The sequence below is a fragment of the Emticicia aquatilis genome, assembly GCF_014644295.1.
Lineage (GTDB): Bacteria > Bacteroidota > Bacteroidia > Cytophagales > Spirosomataceae > Emticicia > Emticicia aquatilis.
The window spans coordinates 59636-82130 of sequence record NZ_BMKK01000001.1; the positions used below are offsets into that span (position 1 = coordinate 59636).

The following is a 22495-nucleotide window of genomic DNA, read 5'->3' on the forward strand; positions in this document are numbered from 1 at the left end:
GTCTTACTTTTTTATTATTTTATTCCCGCAGACTTCGCAAAAAACCGCAGAATTTACACTTTTTCTGTGTAAATCTGCGGTTTCAGCAAATAATCAAAATAAATTTCAGTGTATCCAGCTTAGCGTTCTAATAATTTTACACGCTTTTCGAGTTGAATAATATACAAACTCATTTCTTCAATTTTTTCTAAAAGTTTAGCGGTCATTTCTGCATTATCGATGCCTTTGGCTACTACTTCTTTGGCAGACGGAATGTTAGGCAAATGTTTGTTTTGGGTTATAAAATTATCTAAATCATTGATTTTCATCAACTTATAATCTTTTTCAAAAACTTTATCCGACCATTGGTTTTCGTTTTGGTAGCGAATCTTGAAGTTCGACACCCAAAATTCACCTTCTTCACCAACGCCCATAAAGTCACGGTCGTTAATTTTCATGCTTGGGTTATTATAAGCCACACGCATATTTACAACTCCCTTCACATCAAGTGGGTATTGAGGATTGTGCATACCTATGCCTACTTTTACGGCATAAGCTCCCACTCCGCCCAACGTGAGAGCATTTGACACTGTGACTTGCGATTGAAAACCGATAGATGTGGCGTTGGTCAAATTATTCACTACGGTAGTTGGCGAAGCAAAATTTGTACCTGTCCAAGAGCCAGATTGGTCGCCAATAAATATACAAGAATTATTATTGGTAATGCCTGCATTTCCCCCTGCAAAATTACCAATCCAAATGTTATTTGCTCCAGTTGTTGAGAACTGCCCTGCTGCATAACCAATAAAAGTATTATAATTAGCAGTTGAGTTTTGCCCTGTATAATTGCCGATAAAAGTGCTATAATTTGAGTTTTTGGCTGTTGTACCAATGCCATCATAACCAGCACTTACACCAATCATGATGTTTTGATTGCCTGTGCGATTATTTGCACCTGCCGCTTGACCTAAAAAAGTATTAGATGCCCCCAAAGTATTAAAAACTCCAGCACTTGCCCCAGCAAAGGTATTACAACAAGTAGCCGTTGAATAAAATCCTGCATTTGCTCCAAAAAAGGCATTTTGTGAACCTGCGGCAGTTGCACCCGTACTATAACCCGCATTAAAACCAAAAAAAGTATTGGCAACACCAAGTGCTGTTGTGGCATTTCCCGAACCCGTACCGCCCATTGTATTATTTGAATTAACGATTCTAAAACTTGGGTCGCCTACGCCACTTGCAGCAGCTGGCACAAGAATAATATTCCCCACAGCATCAACACTTAAAGCTAAATTATTTGAAGCAGCAGGTGTTGAAGCCGAAGTTAAATTTGCCAACTTCACACCATTATTACCAATTGTTAGCGGTGTACCTGTGGGCGTTGTTATTGAGTTTTGGGCAAAAAGCCCCCTAACCCCCGATGGGGGAATTATTTGTAGTAAAGTATTGATTATTATAAGATAAAATGCCTTTTTCATAGATATTTATTGTTTTAAAATTTTATTTTAAATGAACTCCCCTTTAGGGGTTGGGGGTATTATTTATCTGAATAGTACCTCCATTAAAATTGATATTTCCACCATTCATCTGAATTGTTTTAGCCTGATTGCCTGCATTGGGTACGTTTACTGTATGAGTGGCATTAATTTTTGCTGGGTTTGTAGCCGTAGGTGGACTGTTTGTACTCCAAGTTGCATTTGCCCCCCAATTATTTCCCGAAGTAATTGTTTCATAAATTACTACTACCAAAAAATACTCATACGCTCCCATATCGGGCAATCCTGAGCGAGCATTTCCTAAAATGTCGGTTATAGGAGAACCCGTTGCAGTTCCTGTATTGACACATGGTGAGGTGCTTTGCAATGCCAAGCCATCGTCGGTAGTCATCCAGATATTATCTGCACCAATTGGACTGGCTGTATTTACAAATAGAGGATTTTGAGCAAAAATATTATTGCTCGTGCCAATACTCGGATAATCGGCTGTTGGATAATTGGTTACATTATTGGCGAGTTGTAAAGACGAATAAGAAATCGTTACGGTAGAAGTATTGGAGTTTTCAATATCGGCACCTACCGATGTAGCATTTCCTAATTTAGTATTTGCCCAAAAGACACAATTTTTTAACACTGAATTTGAACCATACCTATTTGCTATTGCTCCTGCTCCGCCCGTAACGGTGTAGTTTTGAGCAATTTTCCCATTAGCATAAAAAACGGCATTGGTAATTATCGGACTCGAACCATCGTTGGAGATTGCTCCACCATAAAAATTTGAGGTATTATCGTTTTCGGAGAAAACTGCGTTAGTGATAATAGGGTTAGAATCATTATTAATTATTCCTACATAATTCTTTGAAAAAACAACATTTGTGAGCGTAGGAGAGGAAAGATTATTGTACAATCCTCCATTTTTATTCGACAAAAAAACTACATTTGAAATCGTAGGCGAGCTACTTTCATTATAGATTCCTCCACCATAAATTTGAGAAATAAATTTTCCTTCAACCGTAATAAAGCCTGGGTCATTTGGATTATACAAATCCTCGCCATCTCCTTTCGTTATCGTGAATCCATCAACAATAGTTGAAGCGGCATCACTTATTGATAAAATTACAGAGTAACACGAAACAGGATTGCCAGGATTATCTTTACCAAGATAACCATCCAAGGTTGTGGTATTGCCTTTCACTCGTTGAGCAACAGAAGTTTCTGTTCCTGCAAAACCTCCATACAAGGCAACAACATTTACCAAGTAAAATGATTTGTTTGAATGGTTGGTAGGAGCAACATTGCCAAATGGGTCTTTTGATGGCGTATAAGTGCCTTTGGCCACCCAAATTTGTGTAACGCCGCAAGTACGGGCAGCTTTCAAGGCAGATTCTAAACTTCGGTAGGCATTTGTCCAAGTTGTTCCATTGTTCAGTCCAGTTGCCGAGGCATTTACATACGCAATGCCATTGGTGTAGGTATGTGGGCAGGCTACATATACATAACCGTTGAGTTCATAAGCACCCATTTCGGGGTTTCCTGTTCGGCTGAGTCCTGTAATGTCTAAGAGTGGTGTACCAGTTGCCGTTCCTAAATTTAAGCAAGGTGATGTACTTTTTAGTGCCAATCCATCATCAGCAGTCATCCAGATTCCATCTGCTCCCGCAGGATTATCGGCATCAACAAACTGTGGATTTTGAGCAAAAATATTATCCAGTGTACTAATATTGGTAAAATAGGACGGGTAATTTGTCGAATTATTTACAAGTTGCAATGAGGTATTTTTGACATAAATAAAATTATCATTGATATACATATCAATGCCTTGACTGTTGCTTCCAACAATAGATACTGCTGGATAATTTTCCCAAAAAATACAATTAGTAAATGACTTGGTGTAATTAGCAAGAAAATCGGTTTCAATTACAACGGCTCTACCCGTATTCCGAGTAAAAGTAGAATTGGCTACATTCAAGATACTTTCATCACTACGAATCCCTGCCGAATTTCCTGTAAAAACGGAATTATTTAAAGTTACCGAACCATTAAAAGTAGTGAGAGCTTGACTTCCAAAGTTTTCATAAAAAACGACATTCAAGAAAGTTAGAGAGCCACCTTCATTATAAAATCCTGCACCTCGTTCGTTGTTGTTAATTGATGTACCAGTATAGTTGTGCGAGAAAACTACATTTTTACAGTTTAAGGAAGACGAAATACTGATAACTCCACCACCGTAGTACCTATAAACATTATTGGTTTCCAAACTAACTGACGAACTTCCGTTAGCATTTCCATATTTGATTGAAAGTCCATCTAAAATGGTTGTATTGGCATCATTTACAGATACAACAACGTGATAACAATTATCAGAAATATCCCCACTAATGCCAATATCTCCACTCAAAACCGTAACATTACTCGTAACACGCTGACTAATAGCAGTTTCTATTCCTGCAAAACCGCCATAAATAGCTACGCCATCGTACAAATAAAAAGTTTTATCTCGTGGGTCGGTTGGATTTGTATTTCCATACGGGTCTTTGGTTGGTATGTAGGTCCCCTTTGCTACCCAAATTTGCGTAACGCCACAATTTCTACTGGCATTTATGGCAGATTCTAATTCGGTAAAAGCATTTGCCCACGAAGTTCCGTTGTTTAAGCCCGTTGCTGCAAAATTTACGTAGGCTATGTTTCCAGCAAAAGTTGCACACGTATTATTGTATTCAAAAGCACCCATTTCGGGGTTGCCGAGGCGAGCCAAACCTGTAATGTCTGAACTCAATGCCCCAACAGAAGTACCTGTGTTTATACAAGGCGAAGGGCCTTTAAGCTGTAAACCATCATCGGCAGTTGCCCATTTATTATCAGAGCCTTGCAGATTAGTTTCGCTAATAAATTGTGGATTTTGTGCAAAAATATTGTTGCTTGTACTAATATTTGGGAAATATGTAGCAGAATAATTGGTACTTGCACTGGGCAAAGACGAATTACTAATTGTTGTTGTGCCCGAATATGTGAATACCTCAGCATTCGCAGTATTACCATAAAATATACTGTTTTTGATTGCAAGCAAAGAGTTGCCATCTGACTCTATTGAACCTGCCCTATTTTTATAAAAAGTGGCATTGACTATGGTTGCATTTGAGGTATTAACATTATAAATAGCCGATGGTCTTTCAACTGGAAAAGGACTAAAATAAATATAAGCATTATCGTAAAAAACAGCATTTTGAATCATGGGCGAAGAACCATCGTTGTATATCCCCATGCCATTATTTGAAACTATAAAAACATTATTGAGTACAATATTTGAATTTTTGTTATAAAGCCCCGCACCTCTGGCTCTTGCAATGGTTTGCGATTCTACGGTGATAGAAGTTGAATTTGAAATAGGTGCGACACTTCCTTTTGTAATTGTTAGTCTATCCAACAAAGTGGTATTATCATCAGCGACTGACAAAACCACATGATATGCTCCCACTCCGAAACCACTCAAAACGGTTTCATTGCCTGAAACTCTTTGATTTAAGGCAGTTTCTGTACCAACAAAGCCCCCATAAATTGAAACACCATTTTTCAGATAAAAAGTTTTATCGCCAGCATCGGCTGGAGACGTATTACCAAATGGGTCTTTTGATGGTAGATAAGTGCCAGCCGCCACCCAAATTTGGTCGCCCGAAACAGCCACATCTAAAGCACTTTGCAAGCTTGTGAAAGCATTGGCCCACGAAGTTCCAGCGTTCGTTCCTGTGGCATTGATGTTTACATAACGGATGGCAGCTTTGGTATTTAAGTTAATTAGAAATAAGAAAAAAAATAGCTTTTTCATGGGTACAATAGTTTCAACAAAGTTCGTTCAAGCACTATTTCTAATCAATCCATGCTTCCTTGTAATTTTACCTGTCTTCCATACAGGTAAACCTGTATTTTGCCCCAAAACTTTGGAAAATATTAGTTTTTAACCTTACTTAATGTGATTTTTATAAAGATTTGATGAAGAAAATATTTTTCATATCACTGTTGTTGATTACTAATAATGCTTTTGCGGGTCGTCCTGTGATAGATAGCTTGTTGAAAAATGTAAAATATTTTTCGATTCAAAAACCTTCGTTTGGAAGAGATACTTTGTTAATAAATACCTTGTGGGAATTGGGTTATTACGCTATTTATTTCAGAGAAAAAAACGACAAATTGCTATTGGATTCACTCCAAAGATTGACCAACCGCACGCAATGGCAAGCAGGAAAAGGTCTATTTTTGATTAATAAATCTTTCTACGATTCGTATGTGCGAAACGATTTTTCGATTGGACTGAAAGATGCCTTAAAAGCCAAAGAAATTTTGAGTAAAACCAATAATTTCCATGCTTTGGCTTATGCAAATCTGCGTATTTCTTCGATAATGCTCTGGAATTTAGGTAATGAAAAAAAAGACAAATTCAGCATTGCGGGCATACAAGCGGCTAAAGAAATGATAGTTTTGGGTGAAAGAATACACGATTTCGATATTCAATGTCAAGGGTATATTTATGCTGCCAATCATTATAATTTCAATAATGATTCGAAAAATGCCACACAAAACCTTGAAAAAGCCAACGAAATTATCAGCAAACACAAAGTTGGTTATTTAACCGAAAATCTATTTTATGGAACGTACGGCGTGTTGTTTTCCTACACCAATCAATTTGAAAAAGCACTCGAATATTGGGAAAAGTGTTTGAAAATTGCCACGCCACAAAATGATTTCTACACGCTATCGTCGATGAATCGGCTAAAAGCTGATTATTATTATCAATATGCCAAAAAAAAAGATTTAGATGCAGCCTTGAAACTTGCCCAAGAATCATTCAAATATGCTACTCAATTTGGGGTTCTAAAATTCATCGCCACTGCCCAACGAGAATTATACATAATCAATCGACTCAAAGGCAATAATGCCATTGCTTTGCTTTATTTAGAGCAGTTTTGGAAAAACAATGACTCGCTCAGCAGAGAAAAAATACAGAAAGTTTATGCCGATTATGAGTTGGCAACCAAAGAATCGCAAATTCAAAAGTTAGAAAACCTACGATTAATCAAAGAAGCAGAAGGCAAAGCCCAAGAGCTTGAATACCTGAAAACGTTGCAAGTCAAGAATGATTCGTTGATTCTTCAAAAAAATGAGAAAGTGGCTTCTGATTATCAATTGATTTTGCGAGAATCGGAAGTAAAAAAACTCGAAAACGAGAAGCTACAAACCGAAGCCAATCGTCAGAAAATGATACGTAATCTACTGTTTATCAGTCTTTTATTGGGAGCTTCACTATTAGGATATTTCTTCAAAAATAATCAAAAGTTAAAAGCGAAAAATCGAGAAATTGAAGAAGCATTGCTGAAAGGACAAACCATCGAACGCAAGCGAGTTGCGACCGAACTTCACGATAATCTTTCGGCTAAAATCTCAGGCGTAAAGTGGCGATTAGAAGCAATTCAGCCCGATTTTAGAATAGAAAAACAACGACAAATCTATGAATCTTCGGTCAATGCTCTTTCTGAAATCTATACTGATGTTAGGCTAATTTCACATAATTTACTACCGATTGAACTCGAAACTAAAGGACTGACAGTTGCCGTAGAAAACTTAGTTACAGAGCTAAATTCGCTCGAAAAAACTAAATTTTCTACAAAAATCATTGAAAACATTGGGAGATTTGATAACAGAATCGAATATGAATTGTTCAGTATTATTCTCGAATTATCGAATAATATCTTGAAACATTCAGGTGCGACAGATGCCTTAATATCTCTACAAAAGACCGATAATCAACTACAATTATTAGTAAAAGACAACGGCAAAGGTTTCGACACCAACAAAAATCATAGCGGAATAGGCATCAAAAATTTATATTCACGAATAGAAGCTCTTCAAGGTTTTCTGAAAATCGAAAATACAGCAGGTTTACAAGTAAAAATCCAAATTCCAGTTATATCATAGGTCATTCGCAAAGACCTTTTCTCCGCTTTTCTTATATTTTCAAATTATTGCTTCAAAAAATACGACAAATGACTTATTGTACCTTATGATTTTGGGCTGCAATTTAGTGTCGTAAAATATATTGCGATAGTTTTATTTTGATACTTATTTCCCAAAAAACCATGAAAAACTTCTTCTTCAAGTTGTATTGCTGTGTAGGCATTTTGTTGACTTCAAATCTCATGGCTCAAAATAGCAGTTACGATTTATTGAACCCATCAATGAAGCAAATTGCTTCGCCAGAAAGTGAGCAAAACTGGATAAAATTTAAAACTTCGGCCAAAATCAACCCCGAAACGATTTTTGAAGACCATAAAGTCGCTTTTGAACTATCAGCTTTTGATAAGATGGTGGTCAATAAAACCTTCGTCGATGATATTGGTTTTACACATCGCAATTATCAGCAATATTTTAAAGGAATTCTGATTGATGGCGAATCAATAAATGTTCATACCAATAAAAATGGTGAAACGTATGCCGCCACTGGTCGAATTTTGAAAGGAATAAATGTAGAAATAACCCCAAAAATTACTGCACAACAAGCGATTGAAATAGCCTTAAAGTATGTCAATGCCAAAGAATATATGTGGCAGAATACTTTTTGGGAAAATGAATTGAAAAAGAAAAATAACGACCCAAAGGCAACCTATTACCCTTCTCCAACTTTAGTGATTAAAGAAAAACGAAACTACAACCAAGGCTTAGGGATTTTCAATTTGGTTTATCGAATGGATATTGCCTCATCTTCTCCGCACTATTCACAACGAATATTCGTAGATGCTCATTCGGGCGAAATCATTGATAAATACCCTCTTGAATCTAATTGATTTCTCCACCTTGAAATTTCGACAATCATGAAAAAAATATACTTACTTTCGTTATTGACAACATTTTTAATAGCCTTCCAAGCGAAATCACAGTGCGTCAATTTCAGACAATATCAACCTGCAGGCTGGGACAACAGCATTGTTATTTCGGCTATTACGGGTACAAATACCTCAGAAGCAGCCTATTATTTCAACCAAACGCTTTATTTAGACATTGCAATCCAAAACAATGGTACATGTAATGCTTCTACAACCGTAAAGGCAAATGTATTTTTAGATGGTGTTTTCAAGACTACCCTTACTTATCCTATTTTGAATTCGGGCTTTTTTAGTTCTATTTCAGATTTCATGATTTCGGGTTCGCTTGGTGTTGGCACTCATACGATTCAAGTCGATATTGATAGCCCAAATATTATTGCAGAATCCAACGAATCAGATAACACTTTTACCCGAACATTTACAGTACAACAAGGGGCTTGTGTAGGAGCAACTGCAACGACTATTTTCAATGGAAATCAAGCTTTCAACACCGAGCATTACCAAGATACACAATTTAGACTTTACGACCAATGTCAAACTGCCGTTAATAAAATCCGAGATTGGAATAGCACTACAACTGTATCAAATCCTATCGAAATTACAAGCGGAAATAACTCATGGACAACTCAAACTCAAAAATTTGGTGCTTCAGTTATGTGGGCTACAAAGTCTGCTTATAATTATTTCAATAGTATTCATTCAAGAAGTTCCTATAATAATGCCAACGGCGTATTGGATGGCTATGTAAATGCTGTCTTTTGGAGTGGTTCTGCGTATTATACAGATAATGCATCTATGTCAAACTCTGGATTAATGAAAGTTGGGCTTAGTTCAACAGGTACACTTACCAATAGCTATGGAACATTAGATGTTATCGGGCATGAATATGCCCATGCTGTAACGGCTTCATCGGCGGCTTTGGTTTATCAAAACGAATCAGGGGCTTTGAATGAATCATTCAGTGATATTTTTGGAGAATGTATTGAAAACTATACCTTAGGAAGTAATGATTGGCTAATGGGAGCAAATCGTACGAGTGGAGCAATACGAAGTATGAGTAACCCGAATACATACAACGACCCAGATACGTATTTAGGTACAAATTGGATTACCGACCCCAACGTAGATTTAGGCGGCGTTCATACCAATAGTGGCGTTCAGAATTATTGGTTTTATCTGATTACAAATGGCGGAATTGGCACAAATGATAACGGAAATCCTTTCAATATCACAGGGCTTGGCATCACCAAAGCACGTGCTATTGCTTATCGTACGCTGACAGTCAATTTAGTTGGGCAGCCCAATGCGACCTACTCAGTGGCTCGAAATGCCTCTATTCAATCAGCCATAGATTTATATGGAGCAAACTCAACCGAAGTAAATACCGTAACCAATGCTTGGTGTGCGGTTGGTATCGGCAATGCACCTTCGGCGGTTACAGTTGCGGGAGGTGGTACTTTCTGTAATTCAACAACCATTACAGCATCGGGGGCTTCGGGGGCAACCATTTATTTTCAAGGAACAAATAGCAGCGGTACTTCCATGGCTAATCCTGGTACAACCCAAACAATTACATCGTCTGGTACCTATTATTTTCGGGCTATCAATGGTTGCGGTTGGGGAACGGTTGGAAGCGTAACTGTTACAATTGTACCAATGCCAGCGGCTGTTTCGGTGGCAGGCAGTGGAACTTTTTGTAATTCAACAACCATTACGGCATCAGGTGGTGCGGGCGGAACAATCTATTTTCAAGGAACAATCCCGAACGGAACTTTCTTTGGTTCAACTTCATTGAGTCAAGTTCCTACAAGTTCAGGAACTTACTATTTTAGGTCATATAATGCCACTTGTGGTTGGGGAACACAAGGAAGTGCAATCGTAACTATCCAAAATACTCCTGCTGCCGTTTCAATTACAGGAAGCGGAACGGTCTGTAACTCAACCACCATTACGGCGTCGGGAGGTGCGGGTGGAACAATTTATTGGCAAGGAACAACCAGTAATGGCACTTCAACCGCTACACCATCTACGAGCCAAGCCATTACGGCATCAGGAACTTATTATTTTAGGTCATATAATGCTACTTGTGGTTGGGGGCCACAAGGAAGTACAACAATTACGATTATTACAAGTCCTGCTGCTGTAAACGTTAGTGGAGGCGGAACAATTTGCGGGAACTCAACCACACTGAGTGCCAATGGTGGAAACGGCGGAACTGTTTATTGGCAAGGAACAAATAGTAATGGAACATCTACAACAACGCCAAGCATTAGTCAAGTCGTTTCGGCATCAGGGACATACTATTTCAGAGCCAATAATGGCTGTGGATGGGGAGCGGCAGGCAGTGCAACGGTTACGATTGTACCAACGAGTTTGAGTCTCAACGGTTCGGCAACTAATGGACTACAAAAAGCCGTAAATACTATTTCATCTAATCAAAGTATTATTTCGGATAGAAATGTAAGTTATGAAGCAGGAAAAAGTATCGAATTGGTGGGTGTGTTTTCGGCAGCCAATGGGAGTGTTTTTAGAGCAGAAATAAAGGCTTGTAACTAAAGCGATTCAACTAAACCATTTTTGATAGCAAATTTCACCAAACCTATTGAATTTTTAATACCCAATTTCTTCAAAATATTATGGCGGTGAGTTTCTACCGTAGCGGGGCTGAGGAAAAGTTTTTCAGCAATTTCATTGGTCGATAACTCTTGAGCAATCAATTTTATGATTTCAATTTCTCGATTACTCAAGTTCTCTACTTTTTCTTCTATGGTTTCATTCACTAAATCAGAAACCTGTTTATTTCGATTCAATAATTCAAAAACTACCGATTCGGAATAGTATTTTTTGCCCGAAGTTACCATTTTTAGAGCTTCTTCAAACTCTGCTTTGCCAGCTTTTTTCATGATATATCCCGAAACTCCCGCCTGAAATGCTTCTTGTATCGTCTGAGCATCTTCCGAAACCGTCAGTAAAATCACTTTTACCTTCGGAAAACGTTGCCTAATCTGATAGGTTAGTTCAATACCATTCATTTCGGGCATCGAAAAATCAGATAATACGATTTCAACATCTGTGTGCTGTTGGAGCATCTTCAAAACCTCTGCCCCATTGCTACATATACTTACAATCTCATAGTTAGGCATTGTCGAAATCAATATTTCGATACTTTCCAAAATAAACTGATGGTCATCGGCAATGATTAATTTCATGGGTTCAACTCAAATCATTTGAAATCCAAAGATAATAAATTACGGTACAATGCCTTCAAAATCTAGTTTAAAACAAGCTAAAACTATTATACAGTTAATAGGTTGTTACTAAACCAAAATTTGTTTATCAATATTTAATTACCTAAAAACATTATTTATTTATTGTTTATCAATAAATAAATTTTACATTTGTGCCATCAATCACATTTTAATATACATTTTTATGAAAACGCAAACCAAAACAATTTTAGAAATTATTAAATATTTGGCACTCATCGGAGCCATCGGTTTTTCGATTGAATGCGGTAGTCAGCTTATTTCGTTTATCATTAGTTTTACCAATCCTGAATTTGCTAAAAAAATGTATTTGGCTAATAAAAGTATTTTTGAACTACGTAGCTTAAACCTTACTTATTTCTATTTCACGAAATCGTTAGTTATCGTATTTGCTGGCTTGAAAGCTCACATTTGGTACTATCTATTTGATTTCCTGCATAAACTAAAATTAAAAAATCCTTTTACTGACGAGGTTGCTACCAAAATTCAAACCATTAGTTATTTATTACTAAGCCTCTGGATAATGGCCGAAATTGGCAATGGTTATTTCAATTATGTTTCTAAGCATACTGATATTGATTTGGTCAATCATTTCAATCATGAAGAATATTTCTTTATGGCGGGCATTGTCTATATCATTGCTCAAATCTTCAAACGTGGCGTTGAATTACAAGAAGAAAATGAATTAACCGTTTAAAAAATACCTTTATGCCCATTATCGTAAACCTTGATGTAATGCTTGCTAAACGCAAGATGCAGCTCTCAGAATTGGCCGAAAAGGTAGATATTACCCTCCCTAACCTTTCGATATTAAAAACTGGAAAGGCCAAAGCTGTTCGCTTTTCGACCTTAGAAGCCATCTGTGAGGCCCTTAATTGCCAACCTGGCGATATATTAGAATTTGTACCTGAGAACAATAAATAATATTAAAATATTTTAAGAATCCACGCAACTCTTCTTTTCAAAACTGCATCTACTACTCAAAAGCTACTTTTATAGTCGAAAACCACTCATCCTAAATTTAAAACCACTTATGTAATATCAGTTACCTTGTATTACAAAGTACCGATATATTTGTCACAGAAATTATGAAAAAGCAAACGTTATACAATTGAAGAAGTCAAAACTGCCTCAAAACTTTTGAGGTAGTTTATCAAAATCTTTAAAGGTTGTAACTCGCAAGATATTTTTTGCATCTAATAATTGAATTCACAAAAAACAAAACATGACATGACTCTTATGGGAGTCGTACCAAAGAAAAAAGCTATTACTTAACAATTACAAAAATGAAAAAGCTATTACTAACAATGCTACTCGCATTTGCGAGCGTGTTCACCTTTGCCCAAACTAACGGAGTTTCGTACAAAGGTAAAATTTCGGGAAGCCTCTTCGACGAGAAAAAACAAGCACTACCCTTCGCCAACGTTTTATTACTCAAAGCTAAAGACTCAACCCTTGCCAAAGGTGCTGTAAGTGATTTAGACGGAAAATTCAGCTTTGAGCAAATTGCAGTTGGCAACGACGCACAATACATCGTGTCGATTTCAATGGTGGGTTATAAAAAATATTTCTCTCCAAAAATCATCTTAAATGATGAAAACCTTGAAGTAAAACTTTCGACGATTCAGTTGAATTTAGATACTCAAAACCTCAAGGAAGTAACCGTTACTGCCAAAAAGCCATTTATCGAGCAAGCAGCCGATAAACTGATTGTAAACGTTGAGGGCAGCATCGTTGCAACTGGAAGCACAGTTTTGGAAGTTTTACAAAAATCACCGGGAGTTACAGTTGATAACAACGACAACATCAGCGTAAAAGGCAAACAGGGCGTTTTGGTAATCATGGACGGCAAGCCAACGTATATGTCGCAAAGTGATTTGACCAACCAGCTCAAAAACATGAATAGTGACCAAATCGAAAAGATTGAAATTATTTCAAATCCATCTTCTCGCTACGATGCTGCTGGAAAAGCCGTGATTAATATCGTGACGAAGAAAAACAAGAATTATGGTACAAATGGAAGTATTTCGGCAGGATTTTCGGCCAGTTTTCCTCCATATTTATCAAAAGGCTTAAACGAAGATTTCAGCAAAGTTGAAACCGTAAAACCTGGTATCATGCCAAAATACAATACAAGCTTAAATCTCAACAATCGCCAAGGGAAATTTAATACTTTCGCTAACCTTACTTTTTCGGATAACCAACGCTTCAATAACAACGTTTTTGTACGTGACTTAGGCGGAAAGATTTTTGAGCAATATGCGTATCGCTACAATGCCAGCCAAAACTTTAGCTATAAAGTAGGTACTGATTTCTATGCTACCAAGAAAACGACACTGGGTGTTTTAGTAAATGGAAGTGTGGGCTCATGGCAAAATAAACCAAACTCGCCGAACATCAACACAACCTACATAAAGCGTGCAGGTAAAAATGTACCAGATTCGAGCTTGGTAACTACGGCAAGTACATTAAGAACTTGGAAAAACATTACCTTAAACGCCAACTTTAAGCATACTTTTGACTCAACTGGTAAAGAACTAACAGCCGACGTTGATTACTCAACTTACCAAAACTTGGGCATCGAGCGTGGAATGGTTTCGAGATTTTATAAGTATATCGATTTAAAAGAAGTAGAGTCTAATACACCACTTAATATCACAAGCAACACACCAAATAAGTATAATATCTTTGCTTTGAAGGCTGATTATGTGCATCCATTACCAAAAAGTAAAGCTAAGTTTGAGTTTGGTGTAAAAAGTAGCTGGGTAAAATCTGATAATGATATTCGTTTCTTTCAGAATGGTGAAGTTGACAAAGGTCGCACAAATTACTTCATCTATGATGAAAATATCAATGCTGCTTACGCCAATTTTAGTAAAGAGTTGAGCAAGAAATTTAATGTACAGGCGGGCTTGCGTATGGAGCATACACACTCAATCGGTAAATCAGTTACGCTTGATGAAAAACGTGAACGTAATTACGCTAAGTTATTTCCAAGTATTTTCTTGAATCAGACGATTAATAAAGATAATCAGATTTCGTATTCTTACAGCCGTCGAATCGAACGCCCTGATTATGAGTCACTTAACCCATTTGTATATTTCCTTGACCCATATACTTACCAATTGGGTAATGGTTATTTGAAACCACAATATACCAATTCATTTGAGCTAACGCACAGTTTCAAACAAGCATTCGTAACGAGTGTTGGGTATAGTGTGACCAACGATTTTATGATTGAGGTTATCAAAAATGCTATCAATGACCCTGAGGTTTTGGCTAAAATCAAGAAATATAATAATATTCAAGGCATTGACCCAGAGAAAATCACCTTTGCTACTCGTGAGAATATCGCCAAATTTGAAAACATCAATTTCAATTTCAGCGTACCGATTCCGATTACAAAATGGTGGACAGCACAAAACAATATCTCGGTTTTCTATAATAGATATTCGGGACAATTATTGGAACAAAACCTCAACGTTGGACAATGGGCATACAATGGTTATACAAGCCACAGCTTAAAATTGCCAAAAGATTTAACAGCCGAAATTTCGATGTGGTATAACTCACCAAACGTTTACGGTATGATGCGTGGAAATGCTCAATATGCAGTAAATGCAGGCTTACAGAAGAGTTTTTGGAACAAAAAAGCGAATTTAAGATTAAACATCAACGATATTTTCTTGACGAATAAATTCACAGGAAAGACTGACTTTGCAGGAGTAAAAATGACACTCAATAACCGTTGGGATAGCCGTGCTGCACGCTTAACGTTTACTTACAAATTTGGTAATCAGAATGTAAAAGCAGCTCGCCGCCGTAGCACAGCAACCGAAGCAGAACAAAGCAGGGTTAAAGCTGGAAATTAAGAGATAAAATTAATAGACAAAACCTGTAAGGAGCAGTGCGATGTTTCGCAATCCTTGCAGGTTTTTCTTTTTTTACTCATGTCGCAGCAAACTCACGCCCATATTTAGGCTAAAGCCAGTTGTACGATAAAGAAAATGATTATCAAGAGATTGTTGTGCAGAAAGAGCTAACACAACCGATGGCTCAAGCCACAAGGCCACTCGATTATTAACTGGTTTACTGATTCGGTAGCCAATTCGTCCATTAAAGACAGGTTTGTTTAAATTAGATGTTTGAACACCAGCCCTAAAACCAACCGAAATTGCCTGTAATTTCTTTATAGCATACATTACATCGCTTTGAAGTTCTAAATATTGCCAGTTTCTTTGCTCAATATTTATACTATTTGTGGGTTGTACTTCAATATTTAATTCGTCAATTACTTTAACCACTTTCTGGTTATTATTAATTAAACCATAGCTGATATTCGATTTTCCAGTCATAAAACTGAGCCCTGTACGAATATCGAGTTTTTTTCCTAAAGGATAAACCACACCAGCTTGGGCAGCAAAGCTCAGCCTTTCAGACGAACCATTGAAGTTCTTAACAAGAAAATTATCGTTTCTATTCGGCGAAAAAACATAGTAATTCAACATCGGACTTACATTGGCATAAACTTCAGTTGGTGGAATAAATACCAAACGTTCACGGCGTGGTTCTTCAAATACAAAAACTGGTTCGTTTTGAGGTAATGTTGGCACATTTGAAACTTTATTAACTGACTGTATATCAGCATTCTTTGGTATTAAAAAGGATAATTCAGCGGTAAAAAGATTTACTTTTTCAGTGTTGATTTCCTTACTTTCTTCAATAATATTTGAACTATTTTGTTGAGAATTGAGATTAGAAATGGTAAGTTCTGAACCTTGTATTATGGTCTGATTTTGTGATTTTGACTCAAAAATTCTATCAACTTGCTCTTGTTTTGCTAAAGTTTCAGTCATTGAAAAAATCTCCTTCTTTGATTCTTCAACTTTGGGTTCACTAATACTATTGTCAAAAGTTTTGCTTGCAATAAAATTTTCTTTTAGTTCAGATTTTTTCCAAAAAGTATTTTTCAACTCATTATTTTTTTTTGCTGTGTGATGAGATTCTAAGTCTGTTTTAGCATTTTTTGTAGTTAAAAGTCGTGTAGATTTAGTAGTTTGTTTATTCTCCCCAACTGGTGTAGATTTAGTATTGTCAGATATTGATTGTTGCTGTTTTGTATCATAAAATGTTGAAAATAGATAACCACCCACTGTTAAGCCAAGCACAACACTCGCTGCAATTCCCATAGAGCGATAATTATTCCACCAAAAAACTATCGGACGTCTTTCGGGTTCGGGAGCAATTCTTTCTTGAATTTTATTCCACACAGCATCATCGGGCATTTCTTCAAAATCTCGAAAACGCTCGTGGTATTCTTTCTCTATGTTATCTTCAAAATTTTCCATTTGTAAATGGTTACTTGTTACTGGGTAATTAGTTATTGGTGAACTGCGGAGTTGCTCGTGTGGTGACTGTTTTTCATCAAACATCAAACATTCATCATCTCTCCTACGCCCTCACGCCCATTTCTTCCAGTTTTTTTCTGAGAATTTTCTTGGCAAAAAATAATTGAGACTTTGATGTTCCTTCGGTTATATTAAGTTTTTCGCTAATTTCTTGGTGAGAAAGTCCATCAATCACAAACAAATTAAAAACTATTCTTGCTCCGTCGGGTAATTCATTAACTGCTGCTAAAAGCTCTTGATTACTCATCTGACTTATCACATTGTCCGTTTCCCAGTTTCCTGTCGGAATATCTGGAATCTCTTCGATATTTGTCAAATTCACCTTTTTGTGATAATAATCAATGCACACATTCACTACTACTCTCCTAATCCATGCACTCATTTGCTCGGCACTTCGTAGTTCGTTTAAGTTTAAAAATATCTTCACAAACGCATCTTGCAACAAATCTTCGGCATCTTCACGGCTTTGAGCGTAACGACGGCAAATACCAAAAAAGCGACCTTTATACTGATGATAAAGTGCCGCTTGTGCCTTAGAATCTCGTCTGAGGCACCCTTCTAATAATTCACGGTCGTTTGACTGCACAAAAGCTGGGTAATAGTGTAGGCTATATGAATTTAATTAAAATTTATTGTTACTTTGGCTTGGACAAAGGCTTTTTCGGTTCTATAAAGTGCATATTCAAAAGTTTGTATTCCTTTCGGGGTGGTTGCCGATTTAAAATATATCACCGAATTTCCTGCATTATTTTTATCAACCCTAAGTGTTCCGATTGCTGGATTTTTAATAATTCTTAAATCCGCTTTCTGATATTTTGGACAGATAAGGTCATTTTGCAAAACATTTAAAGCCAAATCAGTATCGGGTGTATAACTCAAAACATTGATTATATCATCGGTCATTCCCGTTATACAATCCTTTGACTCAGTAATACTTAATTCAACGGGTGCAACAGGATTTTTTGTGTTATTTATCCCTAATCTATAAAAGAAAATATCATCACCTATAAAATCTTGGTTGGGGGTATAAACTACCTTTCGGTCTTTTATCTCTGCTTTACCATTTGCGGGTGGTATCTCAATTTTTAAAGAATTTTCGCTTATCATCCCGCAAGTTTTGTCGTTTGCTATAACATTTATTTCCGTAGATTGCCCTATCTCTACGCTGACTTTATCTCCGATTGTTCCAGCATAACATGGCAAATCAAGCTGGCTACTTACAAAGTTTATTTTAATTTCTTCACTTACGATACTGCCAGCCGCAACCTTTCCACTGATAATAAAAGCATCATTGGTAGCATCAGGATTCGTAGCCCGATAAAACACAAATCCATTTTGCAAAAACTTTGCTTCACCATTTTTGGGTACCTGACTCACTACCAACGAATTAGCCAATTTTAATTTTTCAAAAGCGGTCGGGTCAATACTCAAATTTGATTCAACCAAAGTATAAAATACATTTGATGGATTTTCTTCATTAGTTACAATATTGCCCACACTGTCTTCTCTCGTAACATCGCACGAAAAAACAAACATGCAAACCAATAAGAAAGATAAAATTCGAGCCATTTTTGTTTCTTTTATATACTGACTGTATTTTTTCAAAAAGGTTGTAATGGGCTTAATTATTTTTTATAATTTTTTTCACAACTCGTTTGTCTTTCACTTCAAACACTAAGAGATATGTACCCTCTTGCAATGATTTTAGGTCAATAAACTGACTATTTGAAGAAACATCATATTTCCCAATCAATTTACCCGAAATGTCCGTTAATTTTACATCAATCGGAGTATTAATGAGCGTTGGAATTGAAATAAATATTTTTTCTTCAGTTGGATTTGGAAAAACTTCTATGTCAAAATCATGCCTCTCCTCTCCTACTGCAAGTATCGTTTCAACGCTAATGGCCACAGTTTTACTCATGGTAGTACACCCAAATTTAGAAATCTGCAACGCATAATTACCCGCTTCTTTTACTTCTAAACTACTCTGATTTGCTCCTAACAAAGGTTTGCTATCTTTTAGCCATTGCATACTTACATTATCGCAACTTTCCAACTGTATTGTTGCTTTATCATTAGGGTAAATTGATTTTTTATCAACAGAAATCGTCGGCGAGTTCAAGATAATTGCTCTATTATCAGTTCCATTATCACAGGTTTTAAGCTGTATAATTTCCGAAATGGCACTACAACCATCTTGGCTTGTCACCAAAACCTTGTATTGACTTTTGTCTTTTACAAATATTTCAGACTTGTTTAGATTAGTTAAAATCAAATCATCTCGATACCAAACATATTTATAACTATTATCGTAATCTGTAAAAAGTTTGAACGAATCCACCACACATGTATTTCCTGCATACGAGAACCCAACATTTGGTTTAAAAAATGGACGAGTATTCAAGGCTTTAGATACCTCAAATACCGAACTAACGTTACAGCCATTGATTACCACCGTTCGTTTATAAACTCCCGACTGGTTCGTTGTATAAGTTGCGGTGGTAGCAACCGTATTATTTTCTTTTTTCCAACTATAAGGTCCGTAGTCTATATCCTTTGCGGGCATAAGCTCTATACTTTCTTTATCACATACCAATGTTTTTTTAATAGTTTCATGTATAAAATCTTTGTCATCATTAATTCCTATGAGGGGTGTTGCACTTCCCACGACCGATACCGCACCCTGAGCCAAAACTCTGAACCGAAAAAAATTGGCTCGTTGGTCTTGTGGTTTTACAAACTCAACTTCTACGGGACTTTCGGAAGCTTCTCCCTTTAAGATAAATGGCACAGTAGGAAAATTACCATTAATATCTGATACCTCTACCACATATTTTACCTTTTCGGTAGAAGGAATATTGGTTGTGAAATCAATTTTTATTTTTGATTGATTGCAATAAAAAGGAGTTAACGTACTACTCCAATAATAATTAGGCGATGGATAGGTATTAAAGAACTTCGGCGAATGTGTAACGATTGTATTTTTTTCAGCGAAAAGAGTCGTCGTATAGATTCCTGAATAACGAGTCATAACTGATAGTTGACCATCTAAGGAGCGAATTTTAACAAAGACACATGCTTGTTCTCCAATTTCATTGCTAATATTTGTCCATTTTGGGGTATCCGACAAAATATTTTCTCCCATAAATACACCTTTCTCGGTGGCTAAAAACAATTTCTGAAACACCAACGAATACTCTAAGTAATTGATTTTCAAATCTTTAATAGCATCAGTGTTGATTTGTTTTATTATTTTATCAACACCATTGTTCATTATCGCAAATAAGTATTTTGTTTTATCACAAATCAAAACTTGGCTCCCATCTGAGGTTAATTCTTCAATCTGTATTTCATTAAAAGTTTTTATTGGTAATTGAAACTGAAATATTTTTTTCACTATAAAAGCCGTATTTTCAGCATCAGGGTTAAGAATAGTCAAAAAACGTCCGTCACGCAACAGACAAAATACTGTATTGATAGTAGAATTATAGTAAATATCAACAATTGGGGTTGTGGTAGTTTCTATAATGCTTAATTTCCCAAGAGATAAATTTCCTGTGTTATTTCCAATCCATCTACCTAATTGACCATTATTTGTCAGAAACAAATTTATATTATTTGGTAATGCAATAATCTTTCGCCCTTCTAAATGATTAAAACCAATAAAATTTATTTTATCAGCCTCCACAGCTGCAAAAGTATTTTTAGCATCTACCACAATATTATTATAATATTCCCCTTGATTAATCACTTCGTAGGCATCGCCTCGTTCTATACTATTCATCAAAAACATCCCTTTTGTGCTAAGAGCAACAATATTATTATCACCAGCAAAAGGCTTTTTAGCAAACATTCTATACTCGCCTTGAAGCTGCCCTAAATTTCGTTCTTGAAGTCTTGATTCTTTATAAATAACGATACCCTTTTTAGTAGCAAAAACTATATCGTTTCCTACAAAAACAGTTTCGTTAATATCAGTTGGGCTTAATAGCGGTTGATAAGTTAATCCCCCATCAATCGAGTATTTAGTCAATAATTTTATTTTTTTTCTATCAACGGTAAACCCATGAAAAACCTCACCACTTTGAACCACATAGGCATGAAATTCTTCTAATTCAGGATATGGCATTTCTTCTTTCCGCATTTGGTCAAGCGAAATATTATTCCATAACACATTATTTCCATCACTATAAAGTCCATTATTATCTTCCATTAAAACATAGATGCGTTCATTTTCTTGCACCCAAAGCTGTTTAATTATTCTTGAGTTTTCAACTCTCAGCACTTTCTTCCAAGTTTTCCCTTCATCCAAGCTTGTAAACACATCATTTTTGGTAGCAGCTATCACCTTACCTTCTTTTGATACCCAAATATCATAAAATCTCGTAGAGGCTTCATTATTTATAATTTCTGACCAAGTTTTCCCTCCATCAGTAGTTTTCCAATTCACGAAATCTCCAATTGCAAAAGCAACTAATGGTTTATTTGGATGAAATTTCATTTTGTACACACGCCTATTCACCAATGAAGACCTCTGCCATTGGCTATTTGCATCAACTACATTATCATTAAATAATAACCCATCTTCTAACGTACACGCCCACAGCTTTTGGGCATCATTTGGGTCAGTTGCAATATCAATTACTTCTTTTGAACCTAAATTATAATTGACTGGACCACGAAATCTCCACGAGATTTTTGTAAAATCCGTTTGAGCAAACAATGGTAAACAAATTATGTAGCATATAAATATCTTTCTCATTCGCAGAGTTTTTTTACTTTCAGATACTGACAGATAATATTACCAAAAGGTTGGAATGAGCAAAAAAAAACCTCAAACTTTCGTTTGAGGTTTTTCATCAAGAACTTTCGAGCAATTAAGCTTCTTTAGTTTCTTCGCCTTCAGCGGCTGGTGCTTCTGGAGCTTCTTCTACTGCAGGAGCAGCTTCAGCTACTACTTCAGCAGCTGGTGCATCTTCTACAACCACAGCTGATGATTCATCAGCAACAGGAGCAGCTTCAACAGCAGCAGAACCTTCAGCTTTCTTACCACCACGACGGCTACGACGAGTTTTCGTAGTTTTCTCTTCTGCCGAAGTCAATAATGCTTCGTTATAGTCAACCAATTCAATCAAGGCAACTTCAGCGTTATCACCAAAACGTGTTCCTAATTTGATGATACGAGTATAACCACCGTTACGGTTAGCTACTTTCTCAGCAATTTCACCAAACAATGTTTTGATTGCTTCTTTGTCTTGTAGGTAAGAAAAAACAGTTCTACGAGAGTGAGTGCTATCATTTTTTGATTTAGTAATCAAAGGCTCAACATATTTACGCAATTCTTTAGCTTTAGCCAAAGTTGTTTCAATACGTTTGTACTGGATTAAAGAAATCGCTAAATTTTTCAACAACGCATCTCTGTGCGAGTGAGTTCTACCTAAATGGTTGATTTTGTTTCCGTGTCTCATTGT

General features: G+C 36.4%; 14 protein-coding genes. 6 read left to right on the top strand and 8 right to left on the bottom strand.

Translation table 11 applies throughout. From position 1 onward, the window contains the following. Positions 1–119: 119 nt before the first annotated feature. Positions 120–1457, bottom strand: a complete 1338-nt coding sequence (locus IEX65_RS00225; RefSeq protein WP_188763463.1) for an autotransporter outer membrane beta-barrel domain-containing protein — start codon at positions 1455–1457, stop codon at positions 120–122. 43 nt (positions 1458–1500) lie between these two features. After that, entirely contained in the window at positions 1501–5298 is a 3798-nt protein-coding gene (locus IEX65_RS00230; protein WP_188763465.1) for a choice-of-anchor Q domain-containing protein, read from the bottom strand. Positions 5299–5462: 164 nt separating this feature from the next. On the opposite strand from IEX65_RS00230, the gene IEX65_RS00235 reads away from it, so the two are divergent. The 3 genes from IEX65_RS00235 to IEX65_RS00245 all read left to right on the top strand — a co-directional run bounded on the left by IEX65_RS00235 (position 5463) and on the right by IEX65_RS00245 (position 10903). Further along, complete coding sequence (locus tag IEX65_RS00235) at positions 5463–7442, top strand: sensor histidine kinase (RefSeq protein WP_188763467.1); 1980 nt, start codon at positions 5463–5465, stop codon at positions 7440–7442. A 161-nt stretch (positions 7443–7603) separates the two neighbouring features. After that, positions 7604–8308 carry a PepSY domain-containing protein gene (locus tag IEX65_RS00240; RefSeq protein ID WP_188763469.1) on the top strand — a complete coding sequence of 235 codons (705 nt, stop codon included), beginning with the start codon at positions 7604–7606 and terminating at the stop codon, positions 8306–8308. Between the two features lie 27 nt (positions 8309–8335). Continuing rightward, entirely contained in the window at positions 8336–10903 is a 2568-nt protein-coding gene (locus tag IEX65_RS00245) for a M4 family metallopeptidase (protein WP_188763471.1), read from the top strand. On the opposite strand, the gene IEX65_RS00250 is transcribed toward IEX65_RS00245, so the two are convergent. Next, entirely contained in the window at positions 10900–11556 is a 657-nt protein-coding gene (locus IEX65_RS00250) for a response regulator (RefSeq protein WP_188763473.1), read from the bottom strand. The genes IEX65_RS00245 and IEX65_RS00250 overlap by 4 nt on opposite strands. A 223-nt stretch (positions 11557–11779) precedes the next feature. Between IEX65_RS00250 and IEX65_RS00255 the strand changes: the two genes are divergently transcribed. From IEX65_RS00255 to IEX65_RS00265, 3 genes are all read left to right on the top strand, one after another. Beyond that, complete coding sequence (locus IEX65_RS00255; protein WP_188763475.1) at positions 11780–12310, top strand: DUF2975 domain-containing protein; 531 nt, start codon at positions 11780–11782, stop codon at positions 12308–12310. A gap of 11 nt (positions 12311–12321) precedes the next feature. Further along, positions 12322–12537, top strand: coding sequence for a helix-turn-helix domain-containing protein (locus tag IEX65_RS00260; protein ID WP_188763478.1), 216 nt, complete (start codon positions 12322–12324; stop codon positions 12535–12537). Positions 12538–12899: 362 nt separating this feature from the next. After that, a complete protein-coding gene (locus tag IEX65_RS00265; protein WP_188763480.1) occupies positions 12900–15485 on the top strand; it encodes a TonB-dependent receptor in 2586 nt (861 codons plus the stop codon). Between the two features lie 72 nt (positions 15486–15557). Here IEX65_RS00265 and IEX65_RS00270 read toward each other — a convergent pair whose 3' ends face one another. The 5 genes from IEX65_RS00270 to rplQ all read right to left on the bottom strand — a co-directional run bounded on the left by IEX65_RS00270 (position 15558) and on the right by rplQ (position 22492). Then, entirely contained in the window at positions 15558–16961 is a 1404-nt protein-coding gene (locus IEX65_RS00270; RefSeq protein ID WP_188763482.1) for a hypothetical protein, read from the bottom strand. A gap of 103 nt (positions 16962–17064) precedes the next feature. Next, positions 17065–17607 carry an RNA polymerase sigma factor gene (locus IEX65_RS00275; RefSeq protein ID WP_188763484.1) on the bottom strand — a complete coding sequence of 181 codons (543 nt, stop codon included), beginning with the start codon at positions 17605–17607 and terminating at the stop codon, positions 17065–17067. Between the two features lie 32 nt (positions 17608–17639). After that, the gene (locus tag IEX65_RS00280) at positions 17640–18590 is read right to left on the bottom strand and encodes an Ig-like domain-containing protein (protein ID WP_188763486.1); all 951 of its coding nucleotides are present in this window, start codon (positions 18588–18590) and stop codon (positions 17640–17642) included. Positions 18591–18642: 52 nt separating this feature from the next. Further along, positions 18643–21786: a T9SS type A sorting domain-containing protein gene (locus IEX65_RS00285; protein ID WP_188763488.1), complete on the bottom strand. Its 3144-nt coding sequence runs from the start codon at positions 21784–21786 to the stop codon at positions 18643–18645. A gap of 115 nt (positions 21787–21901) precedes the next feature. Beyond that, a complete protein-coding gene (gene rplQ / locus IEX65_RS00290; RefSeq protein ID WP_188763490.1) occupies positions 21902–22492 on the bottom strand; it encodes a 50S ribosomal protein L17 in 591 nt (196 codons plus the stop codon). Positions 22493–22495 lie beyond the last annotated feature (3 nt).

Coding starts and splice junctions, on each gene's coding strand:
- IEX65_RS00285 (WP_188763488.1), bottom strand. CDS start 21,786: ATGAGAAAGATATTTATATGCTACATAATTTGTTTACCATTGTTTGCT.
- IEX65_RS00225 (WP_188763463.1), bottom strand. CDS start 1,457: ATGAAAAAGGCATTTTATCTTATAATAATCAATACTTTACTACAAATA.
- IEX65_RS00245 (WP_188763471.1), top strand. CDS start 8,336: ATGAAAAAAATATACTTACTTTCGTTATTGACAACATTTTTAATAGCC.
- IEX65_RS00240 (WP_188763469.1), top strand. CDS start 7,604: ATGAAAAACTTCTTCTTCAAGTTGTATTGCTGTGTAGGCATTTTGTTG.
- rplQ (WP_188763490.1), bottom strand. CDS start 22,492: ATGAGACACGGAAACAAAATCAACCATTTAGGTAGAACTCACTCGCAC.
- IEX65_RS00250 (WP_188763473.1), bottom strand. CDS start 11,556: ATGAAATTAATCATTGCCGATGACCATCAGTTTATTTTGGAAAGTATC.
- IEX65_RS00230 (WP_188763465.1), bottom strand. CDS start 5,298: ATGAAAAAGCTATTTTTTTTCTTATTTCTAATTAACTTAAATACCAAA.
- IEX65_RS00260 (WP_188763478.1), top strand. CDS start 12,322: ATGCCCATTATCGTAAACCTTGATGTAATGCTTGCTAAACGCAAGATG.
- IEX65_RS00280 (WP_188763486.1), bottom strand. CDS start 18,590: ATGGCTCGAATTTTATCTTTCTTATTGGTTTGCATGTTTGTTTTTTCG.
- IEX65_RS00270 (WP_188763482.1), bottom strand. CDS start 16,961: ATGGAAAATTTTGAAGATAACATAGAGAAAGAATACCACGAGCGTTTT.
- IEX65_RS00265 (WP_188763480.1), top strand. CDS start 12,900: ATGAAAAAGCTATTACTAACAATGCTACTCGCATTTGCGAGCGTGTTC.
- IEX65_RS00235 (WP_188763467.1), top strand. CDS start 5,463: ATGAAGAAAATATTTTTCATATCACTGTTGTTGATTACTAATAATGCT.
- IEX65_RS00255 (WP_188763475.1), top strand. CDS start 11,780: ATGAAAACGCAAACCAAAACAATTTTAGAAATTATTAAATATTTGGCA.